7 protein-coding genes are annotated in these 10,321 nt (G+C 57.8%); 4 read left to right on the top strand and 3 right to left on the bottom strand.

Going from position 1 to position 10,321, the window contains the following annotated elements:
• Positions 1 to 119: 119 nt before the first annotated feature.
• Both HQL52_18935 and HQL52_18930 read right to left on the bottom strand, forming a co-directional pair.
• Positions 120 to 1,640 (bottom strand): HAMP domain-containing protein, encoded by a 1,521-nt coding sequence (locus HQL52_18935; protein ID MBF0371521.1) that lies wholly within the window; start codon positions 1,638 to 1,640, stop codon positions 120 to 122.
• Complete coding sequence (locus HQL52_18930; GenBank protein ID MBF0371520.1) at positions 1,640 to 2,368, bottom strand: response regulator; 729 nt, start codon at positions 2,366 to 2,368, stop codon at positions 1,640 to 1,642. Before HQL52_18930 ends, HQL52_18935 begins: the two co-directional genes overlap by 1 nt.
• A 334-nt stretch (positions 2,369 to 2,702) precedes the next feature.
• Between HQL52_18930 and HQL52_18925 the strand changes: the two genes are divergently transcribed.
• Together HQL52_18925 and HQL52_18920 are read left to right on the top strand one after the other, a co-directional pair.
• On the top strand, positions 2,703 to 3,374 hold the full coding sequence (locus HQL52_18925; GenBank protein MBF0371519.1) for a Spy/CpxP family protein refolding chaperone: 672 nt from the start codon (positions 2,703 to 2,705) through the stop codon (positions 3,372 to 3,374).
• Positions 3,375 to 3,629: 255 nt separating this feature from the next.
• Positions 3,630 to 6,050 (top strand): copper-translocating P-type ATPase, encoded by a 2,421-nt coding sequence (locus tag HQL52_18920; GenBank protein MBF0371518.1) that lies wholly within the window; start codon positions 3,630 to 3,632, stop codon positions 6,048 to 6,050.
• A 110-nt stretch (positions 6,051 to 6,160) separates the two neighbouring features.
• On the opposite strand, the gene HQL52_18915 is transcribed toward HQL52_18920, so the two are convergent.
• Positions 6,161 to 8,167: a penicillin-binding protein activator gene (locus tag HQL52_18915; protein MBF0371517.1), complete on the bottom strand. Its 2,007-nt coding sequence runs from the start codon at positions 8,165 to 8,167 to the stop codon at positions 6,161 to 6,163.
• Between the two features lie 112 nt (positions 8,168 to 8,279).
• On the opposite strand from HQL52_18915, the gene rsmI reads away from it, so the two are divergent.
• Together rsmI and HQL52_18905 are read left to right on the top strand one after the other, a co-directional pair.
• Positions 8,280 to 9,116, top strand: coding sequence for a 16S rRNA (cytidine(1402)-2'-O)-methyltransferase (gene rsmI / locus HQL52_18910; GenBank protein MBF0371516.1), 837 nt, complete (start codon positions 8,280 to 8,282; stop codon positions 9,114 to 9,116).
• A gap of 263 nt (positions 9,117 to 9,379) precedes the next feature.
• Entirely contained in the window at positions 9,380 to 10,075 is a 696-nt protein-coding gene (locus HQL52_18905; protein MBF0371515.1) for a DUF5610 domain-containing protein, read from the top strand.
• The last annotated feature ends 246 nt before the right edge of the window (positions 10,076 to 10,321 follow it).

Below are 10,321 nucleotides of genomic sequence, written 5' to 3'. Positions count from 1 at the left end.
AGAAATCCCCTTTCCCCAGCGGGATCTGCATTTTCGGGAGCCCGCCGAATTGACCGTCAAGGTGCGCTCCGAAAAAGAGTGATTTTCTCAGCAGGGGGGGAGGGCGCGGCATTCGTTTTCTAGCCCTTCTCTTCCTTGCCTTTTGGTAGCACGAGGAGCACCTCCAACCCCCCTTCCGGATGATTTTTCAGGGTGAGTTCCCCCCCATGGGCCCGGGCAATGTTGCGGGCGATGGAGAGGCCCAGGCCAGTGCCGCCGGTGTGGCGATTGCGGGATTTTTCCAGACGCACAAAGGGTTCGAACACCCGCTCCATCTCACTCTCCACAATCCCTTCCCCCTGGTCGATCAAGGTGATGTGGAGTCGATCCTGGACCATCCGTGCTGTGATCGCCACCTGCTCCCCATAGCTGATGCCGTTGGAGATCAGGTTGGCCAGACAGCGCTTGAAGCTGTCGGGCATGAGGGGAAAGGGGGGGATTTCAGCGCATTGGAGCGTGACTTGAGCCCCCATCTCCTGAAACTCCTCCTCCAGCCGTTCCAGCATCGAAGCCACATCCACCCGTTGCAGGGGCTCCATTCCCTCCATGCCCCGAATATAGTCCAAGGCCGCCCGGGTCATGTTTTCCATCTCGGTGAGGTTTTTCAGGAGTTCTTCCCGGGTGGGTTCATTCTTGAGATTTTCAACCCGCAGGCGCATGCGGGTCATGGGGGTTTTGAGATCGTGGGAAATGGCGGCCAGAAGTTGGGTCCGCTCTTGAACATAGCGCACGAGCCTTGCCTGCATGGTGTTGAAGGCCTGGGCGGCATGGCGCACCTCCCGGGGGCCGGTCAGGGGGAGGGGGGGGCGATTGAGATCCTGCCCCAGCCCCCTCGCGGCATCCGCCAGCAGCGATAATGGGCGGGTGGTCAGGCGCACCGCCAAAAGGGAGAGGGAGGTGACCACCGCAAACAGCAGCACCATGGAGTAGAGCAGATGCTTGGGCCAGGTAAACATTTTGCGGGGCAGCAGGTTGTGAAACTCCACCCAGCTGCCGTCGGCCAGCTCCACCTGGGCCAGGAAGGAGATTCCCTGGGGAAAGATACGGTTCATCATCACCTGGTGGCGTTGGTGGTTATGACGCATCCAGCGCGCTTCCATGACAAAAGGGGGAGGGCCGGGAAATCCACGCCAATCACGACCCATGTGGGGAGGTGGCCCCCGCCTGAAGGGGGGCGCTTCGGTTTGTGGTTCTGTTGCCGTCTCCACTTCTGTTTCATCTGTTTCCTGAACCCCCATCACCGTGACCTGCAAGGGGCGTTGCTGGCCCAGATAGCGTTGCAGAAGGGCTTTGACCTGGGCTTCGTGGCTGTTATGACTGGACTCTCCAGTTTGGGTGGGGGGGGTGGCCATGAAGCGAATATATTGCAAGGGGGTGGTGACAATGGCGGCAACCCGCTCCCGCTCCTGGGGGGAGAGGGGGTCCAGCAGTTGGATGATGGAGGCCAGGCGCTGGGCGGTTTGTTGGCCACCAAAGGCGGAGAGGGCCTGGGAGCGGTCGTGGAGGTGGATGGCGGCGCTTGCCAGCAGCACCAGCGCTACCCCGGTAAACAGAATCAGGATGATCTGGCTACGCAAGGTGTTGGGCCACAGCCACTTCATCACACCTCCTCCACCGGTACCGAAAGCATATACCCTTTGCCCCAGACGGTTTTTAATATTTTTGGCTGTTTGGGATCCTCTTTAAGCCGCTTGCGGATGCGCCCCACCTGCACATCGATGGATCGGTCATAGATGGTCGCCTCCCGCATGCGATAGATCTCCATGATTCGGTCCCGGTCGAGAATTTCGTTGGGGTGTTGCAAAAAAGCTTGCAGCAGCACAAATTCCCCTTTGGTGAGATCCACCATCACCCCGTCGGGAGAGGTGAGCCGTTGGGCTTTGATGTGCAGGGTCCAATCGGCAAAAATCATCCGGGTGATCTCTTCAGGGTGGCGTTCCCTGGGAGCGGCCCGGGATCTTCTGAGCACGCTTTTGATCCGGGCCAGCAACTCCCGGGAGCTGAAGGGTTTGGGTAGATAATCATCCGCCCCCATTTCGAGCCCAATCACCCGATCCATCTCATCGCCTCGGGCGGTCAACATGATCACCGGAATGTGCAGGGTTTTGGGCTCGATGGTGAGTCGCTTGCAGAGGGAGAGGCCATCCTCCCCCGGCAGCATGATATCCATGACAATCACATCCGGCTCCCAGGATTGCAGGATTTCCCACATCTGATCGCTATTGCCGGCCCCTTGGGTCTCACAGCCGTTTTCCCCCAGATAGTCCTGCACCAGGGAGCGCGTATCCTCATCATCCTCGACGATCAATATCCGATCTGATTCCCCCATCACCTTACCTCCATCCTGAAAACGACCATTTTGAAGCCAGGCAACCGGCCCCTCTCCTCGTAAGACCTATGAAACGCCATTGGGCAGCCATTGGCAAACCCCAAATGATGACTGAATTGCGACACAATGGGCCAACTGTGACGGGGTTGCGACAATTATATTTATCAATTAATAGTTCTGTATTGTTTTTAATGTGCAGTCACAATTTATGCATATATTCTTGTATGCAGTATACAAAACTTACAATAAAATGCTTTAAAAAAATCACTAAGAGTGGCAAATTAATTTCCAGGGCAGCAGCACACTTTCAAAATTATTCAGATGGAGGATGGTCATGAAACAGGGAATCGGTAAAAAGGTGTTGATGAGTGTCGCCGGGTTGGCATTGGTGGTCGGGGCTTTTTATGTGGTGGATGGACACAGCCACGGCATGAACAGCGGCGGTTGGGGTCAAAACAGCGGTGCGACCCAAGGGTGGGGGGGGCATCCGGGGATGATGGGTGGACCGGGGATGGGAGGTTGGGGTGGCCAGCAGGGGATGATGGGGGGCCGTCACGGCATGATGGGTGGGCCGGGCAGGATGGGTGGACCGGGGATGATGGGTGGACCGGGGATGATGGGGGGTGGTCAAGGATCCTTGCTCCCCGGCATGATGGGGTCGGATGCTGCGACCGCAGAAAAAAATCTGACCACGCTCAAGGAAAAACTACAGATCACCCCTGAACAGGAAAAAAGCTGGGAGGCCTACGCCAAGGCCGCGGTGGTGACTTCGCAGTTGCGTCGGGAGATGCCCAAGGTGATGCACGGCACCTATGAGACCACTCTGGAAGGGGTAGAGGCCCGCTCCAAGGCGATGGAAGAGATGTTTACCAAACGCACCGCCACCGCTACCAGCTTCAAAACCCTGCTCGGCACCCTGACCGAGACGCAAAAGAAGCAGCTGGATACCTTTTTCACCCCGGCTGGCTCTTTCACCAACTGTCCCGGTCCCAGAGGTAACAGCTGACCCATCCAGCCATTTTGATTGGCGGGAGCGAAGTCGTATCACCCAAACGGCGATTGGCCCTGGGGGGGGTTTAAGGCTAAAATAATCCAGGGTATCGATTCAGGCTGACAACAGATCACCCTCCGGGACCATATATTCCCGGGGGGTGAGGCTGTTTTGGAAGTGGATCCCGGGTTTGGACGATCATCAGGATCTGGGCGCCTGGGTGCTGGATCCATCGCGTTTTTCTTTTCATGGATGATGAATGGGGGGTTTATGGCCACTCTGACCATACCGGTCTCCGGCATGTCCTGCGCTTCCTGCTCCGGGCGTGTGGAGCGGACTCTGGCGGGGCTTTCGGGGGTGGAGAAGGCTTCGGTCAATCTCACCACCTCCAAGGCGACGGTGACGGGTGCGATCTCCCTGGAGGAGATGGTGACGGCTGTCACGGGCATCGGCTTTCGGGTGCCGTCTGTTTCGGAAGTGTTTGCCGTTCAGGGGCTCTCTTGTGCCTCCTGTGTGGCCAAGGCGGAGAAGGCCTTGCAGGGTGTGGCCGGGGTGAGCGAAGCCCGGATCAATCTTGCCACCCGGGAGGCCAGCGTCCGCTTTATCCCGGAGGTGGTCACCTTCGATCTTTTGCAGGGGGCGGTGAAAAAGGTCGGGTTTGATCTCATTCAGCTGGCTCCTGATGCGGCCCTGGGGGATCTGGCCGAGGCGGAGCGGTTGAAGGAGCATGACGCCATCAAAAAGCGTCTTTTTTCCGGGGCCACCCTGGTGATTGCCAATTTTTTTCTGGTCCACTGGTGGCATCTGGGGCTCGATGGCTTGATCGACATGAGCCGGGAGTCCAACCACTGGCTGCAGTGGCTCATGATCACCCCGGTGCAGTTTTGGGTGGGGTGGCATTTTCATGCCAGCGCCATCGCCTCCGCCCGCCACGGTACCGCCAACATGCATACGTTGGTGACGGTGGGCACCTTCAGCGCTTACCTCTACTCTTTGACCGTGCTGCTGATGCCGGAACTTTTCGCGGTGGAGGGGGTGGCAGCCGCAGTCTATTTTGATACCTCCGGCGCCATCATTGTTTTGATTCTCCTCGGTCGATTTTTGGAAAACCGTGCCAAGGGCCGAACCTCCCAGGCCATCCGTCAACTCATGGGGCTGACTCCCCCCACCGCCCGGGTGATTCGGGGCAAGCAGGCGCATGAAATTCCCCTCTCCGAGGTGCTGGTGGGGGATAAAATAGTGGTGCGTCCGGGGGAAAAAATACCGGTGGATGGGGTGATCCGGGAGGGTGTCACGGCCATTGATGAATCGATGCTGACTGGGGAATCCCTGCCTGTCAGCCGTGGGCCGGGGGAAGAGGTGATTGGCGGCACCCTCAATAAAACCGGGTCGGTGACTTTTGTGGCTGAAAAGGTCGGGCGGGATACGGTGCTTGCGCGGATTGTGGATATGGTGCAGAAGGCCCAGGGGGCCAAGCCTCCCATCGCCCGCCTGGCAGATCGGATCGCGGCGATCTTTGTGCCTGCCGTGATCGGTATTGCCACGGTTACTTTCCTGGTCTGGTGGTTTTTTGGGCCGGAGCCAGCCTTGACCTATGCGCTGTTGAATTTTGTCTCGGTGCTCATCATCGCCTGCCCGTGCGCCTTGGGGCTGGCGACCCCTACCTCCATTTTGGTGGGGACGGGGAAGGGGGCGGAAAATGGCATTTTGATCCGCTCCGGGGCTTCTCTGGAAACCGCCCACAAGGTGGATACCGTGGTGTTTGACAAAACCGGCACCCTGACCCAGGGAGAGCCCAAACTCAACCATTGGACCGGGGATGAGCAGGGGTTGCTGCTGGCCGCCAGTGTGGAGACCAAATCAGAACACCCCATTGCCGAGGCGATTGTGGCCCGGGGACGGGCGTTGCATTCCGAACTGCCTGAGCCGGAAGCCTTCGAAGCCATCCCTGGCCAAGGCGTTCGTGCCCGGGTGGCAGGAAAAACTGTGCTGGTGGGAACCCGTTTGATGATGGGGGAAGCCGGGGTGGATATTGCCGCCCACCTGGATGAGATGGCCCGTTTTGAGGAGGCCGGAGAGAGCGCCATGCTGGTGGCGGTGGATGGGGTGGTTTCTGGTGTGGTGACGGTTTCCGACCAGGTGAAAGAGGCCTCCAAAAAAGCTGTTGAGCGCCTTCAGGGGATGGGGGTGGAGGTGGTGATGCTGACTGGTGACAACGAAAAGACCGCCCAAGCCATCGCCGGTGAACTCGGTATCCGGCAAGTGTTTGCCCAGGTGCTCCCCGGCCAAAAGTCGGAGCGGATCGAGGCGTTGCAGCAGGCTGGCAAAGTGGTCGCCATGGTGGGGGATGGTATCAACGATGCCCCGGCGTTGGCCCGGGCGGATGTGGGGATTGCCATCGGCACCGGCACCGATATCGCCATGGAGGCGAGCGACATCACCCTCATGGCGGGGGATCCCAATGGTGCCGCCACCGCCATTCAGCTCTCCCGGGCGACCATCCGCAACATTCGGCAAAATCTTTTTTGGGCCTTCGCCTACAACGTGATTCTCATACCCCTGGCGGCAGGGGTCTGGTTTCCCTGGTTTGGAATTTTGCTCTCACCCATTTTTGCTGCGGCGGCCATGGGGCTTTCCAGTGTCACGGTGGTGAGCAATGCCCTCAGGCTGAGGCGGTTTCAGCCCTATTGATGGAACCTTGATCAGCCCCTGCTCAGGAGCGTCTGGAGATAGGTGGAGTGCCAGTAGAGGGGCTGATGGGGTGTGGTTGCAGAATGGTTTTGTTGTTTGCCCCCAAAATTTTACCTGGCAGCGGTTTTGGCTGTGGTGGGTTGGTTGGCAGGCTGTTTGTTTTTCAGCTTGGGGATGTGGGGCAAGATCTCCTCCCGATCCACCTTGAAGAGCAGATAATCCCGCTGTCCCAGGCCATCCTCGGAAAAACTGAGCCGTCCCGCTGCCCCCCGAAATCCCAAGGGGCGGGTAATGCCATCTCGCCAGTTGGTGCCACCCAGGCGTTGATTGCGCAGGAGTTGGGCTAATGTGGCGACGCCGTCATAGGGGAGCATGGCAAGGTTGGCCGGTTTTTCCAGCCAGGTTTTTTTATAATTATTTTGAAACTGCTCCCGGGCCTGGGCATCGGTATCGCAGAAGACCCCCCCTTTGAGATAATCGGTCCCTTCAGAGAGGAGTTCCGGGCGGTTCCAGAGAGAGGTGCCCAGGAGGGCGACGGTGGGTTGGCGAATGTTGAAAAAGGCGGCTTGGGGGGCGATGAGTCGGACCTGCTCGGCACCTGTGGGTAAAAACAGGGCATCAAAGTCGGCCCAAGGCTCCAGATCCCGCTCTTTGCGGGGGGCAATGGGGTCGGCAGGATCCAGGGAAGCGACCTGCCAGGAGCGTTTCATCCGCGCTTTGGATGAGGCTTCGTCCATATGGACCAGCGCTTTGATGGCGTCCGAAAAGTCGGGCACCTTGGCTGGAAAGTGGGAAACCCGAACCACCTTCCCCCCCAATTTTTCCACCTCCGTGGTAAAGGCTTCGGCGATAAACTCCCCATAGTTTGATCGAGGAGCCAAAATGGCAAATCGTTTCAGCTTTCGCTCCAAAACAGCGTGACGGGCCATGGTCTGGGCTTGGCGGGTGGGCTGAAAGGCGTTCAAAAAGACCTTTTGTCTCTCACCGACCCCCCCCATTTCGGCGATATCCTGGTGGGGGTTCAGGGCAAGAAGGGGGATATCCTGGTTGGCGGCAATTTTGGCGGCGGCAATGGCGTTGCGGTGCAAGAGCGGCCCCAGCACCACCTCCACCCCGGCGTCCAGTAGTTTTTCCATGGCGGTGGCCGTGGCTTCAGGGGTGCCGTGGCTATCTTCCACCATCAGCTCAATGGGCACATCCCGATAGTCTGCCAGAGCAGCTTGGGCGGATTGCAGGAGGTTGTTTCCCAGGGTGGCATATTTGCCGGAGAGGGGCAGAATCAATCCCACCAGGAAGGGGCTGTCACTGCTGGCAGGCTCATAAAGGCGGTGTTTGGCTTCGGTTTGAATGGTCGGCATGTTTTGACCGCTCACCATGGCCTGACGCCACCATTGGTTCGCACCCGGACCATTGCCGTCCTGGAGGAGTCGGTCTCCCATGAAGAGTTCCAGCACGGGTCGGATGGGGGAGCCTGCTGGTTGGAGCGTTAAAAAAGCCTCCAAACGGGGTCTGGAGAGCAGATCCGCCGCCATAAAGATGCCCTGCAACTGGGTTTGGGTCAGGGGGGAGGGCATCGACCGATAAAAGGAAACGGTGCTTTCCATGGGATCGGCGCTAAAATAGCTCTCCACAATTCTAAGCCAGGCGGAGTCGGCCCGGGGGGTGTCATTTTGGATCACAGCGGAAAGATAACCCCAGCCCTCCTCCCGATCCCCTTGCCGGGTGAGATAATCCCCCAACCACCAGGCCCCTTCCCAGGCAAAGGGGTGGAGATGGTTTTGAGTGGCTGCGCGTAACAGGGATTCCCCTTCGACCTCATCAGCCCCCCCCCGGTCGATCAACATTTTGCCGAGTTTGACCATCGCTTCGGTGGCCAGGGGGGTGCCGGGAAATTTATCCACCAGCAGGCGATAGTTGGATTCGGCCCGCTCGGGATCGTCCATCTCCAGACTTTCGTCCGCTTCCTGAAGCAGATGAATATCTTCCGGGGTGGGGGGGGCGGTGGGTTTGCCGGGTTCGGTTTTGTCGCTGACCGATGGTTTGTCTGTCGGTGGGCTCTTGTCTGGAGCGATGGGCGTGGTACAAGCAGAGAGGCTCAAGGTGATCAGCAAGGCCATGACGGGCCATCCGGAGCCAAACCCGTGTTGGCAGGCTCGGTCAATGACCACTGCTATGGATGATAATGGATTGAGGCGCATGGCTTCCACCGGATCTGAGTAGGTAAAAAAAATGGCTTTGGGAGAGTTGTACATTGTTCCGACACCCATCGGCAACCTGGAGGATATGACCTACCGGGGAGTCCGGGTATTGGCGGAGGTGGAGCGGATTCTGGCAGAAGATACCCGCACCAGCCGAATTCTCTGTGAGCGCTATGGAATTACCACGCCGCTGATGAGTTTTAACGACCATAATGCCCGTCAGCGTCTGCCGAAAATTTTGGCTGAGCTTGGCCAGGGAATTTCCATGGCTCTGATTTCAGACGCTGGCACTCCCGGCATCAGCGATCCCGGTTTGCCCCTGGTGCAGGAGGCCATTGCCCAGGGCATTCAGGTCACCGTTCTTCCTGGCGCTTCTGCGGTGACCACCGCCGTGGCGGGGTCGGGGTTGGGGCAGGGGGGGTTTCTCTTTGAGGGATTTTTGCCGAAAAAAGCCAAAGCCCGGCAGGATCTGCTTTCAGGGCTTTCGGAAGAGTCCCGGCTGCTGCTTTTTTTTGAATCCCCCAAACGCATAGCCGCCACTCTGAAAGATATCGCCCGGGTGATGGGGGAGGAGCGGCGGGTGGTGGTGGCTCGGGAGCTTTCCAAAATCCATGAAACCTGGCATCGGGGGAGTGCTGGGGAGTTGGAGAAATTTTTCAGCCAAAATCCACCCCGGGGGGAGATGGTGGTGGTCGTGGAGGGAGCTACCCCCCGAGAAGCCTCCCCTGAGGAGATCACCGCTTGGCTCAAGGAGGCTCTGGCTGAGGGACTTGGCAGCAAGCTGGCCGCCCGCAAGGTGTCGGCCAGGTCTGGGGTTTCCTCGACAGCTCTTTACCGCAAGGCATTGGCCATTCAGAAAGAAAATTGATCCTGCCGATTTTTTGCCCCTTCTGTTTGTCTCTCTGGCGGAAAGAATTTTTCCGGGGAGTGCTTTTTTGTTTCAGAGTCTTGGCAAAAAGACCGATTCATATCCTATAGGCCGTCATCCATCGGCTCTTGATAAGCTGTACCAGGCACGACCCATAAGCTGTTCAAGCACGACCCATAAGCTGTTCAAGCACGACCCAACAAGCTGTAAAAAGCACCATCTACAAGCTGCACATCACCATAAACCAGTTGGGAGAGAAGCACATGTTAACCTTGCAGGAATCTGGCTCACTCGATCTTTACCGTTTTGACAACCGGGCTTCAGGCTCACGTAGCGCACCATCCAGTCTGATCCCCACTCCATCCACCCAAAAAGCGGATGCTCATGCCGTTCACGAAGTGGTTTCCCTCACCGATCAGGCTGCGATGATGCAGGCCCAGCGGTTGCTGCTGGAAGAGACCATTGCCGAGTTGAACGGCTATCTGGCTTCTACGCCGGATCTGGAGCCCATTGGTTCTCCAGATCTTCAGGAGTTGACCCCGGAAACCACCGCCAACTATATCGTCAGCATGGCCACCAGCTTTTTCGATCAATATGCCCAAGCGCATCCGGAAATGGATCCCCAGGAGCAGCTGGACAGCTATATGGGGCTGGTTGGCGGGGCCATCGACAAGGGTTTTCAGGAAGCCCGGGAAATTTTGGGTGCCCTCAATCTCATGACCGAATCCGTCACCTCTACCATTGATGAGACCTATTCCCTGGTGCAGGTGGGTCTGGATGCCTTTTACGAAACCACCTTGGCGCTATTGACCGGTGTTGAATCCGGTGAAACCAGCGGTGAAGTGGTGGATCTGACCGCTCAAATAATGGAGCTGGACGCCCAAGTGGCGGATCTGGGCTCTGAAATGGTGGTGGATCCCGATAGTCAGCCCCGGGGTGGTTTTTCCGCTGTTGCTTGAGGAATAAATCATCTGAAATGATCCGATAAGCGGATGACGGTTTGCTGGCTTGAATATTCAAAGGGGTAGAAGAGAGGGAACTCTCCTACCCCTTTTTTGATATCTGATTATTGGCTATAGCAATTCCAATCAAGAATTGGACATATGCCGTTGCTCTTTTGCCGTCATTCCCGCGAAGGCGGGAATCCAGGGTGCCTGGCACGAACCTTTCCAAATTTTGCATCACTTTCAGCAAAATTCCAGCCT

It is taken from the genome of Magnetococcales bacterium, assembly GCA_015232395.1.
Taxonomy (GTDB): Bacteria; Pseudomonadota; Magnetococcia; order Magnetococcales; family JADFZT01; genus JADFZT01.
This window is presented reverse-complemented; position numbering and strand designations above follow the sequence as displayed.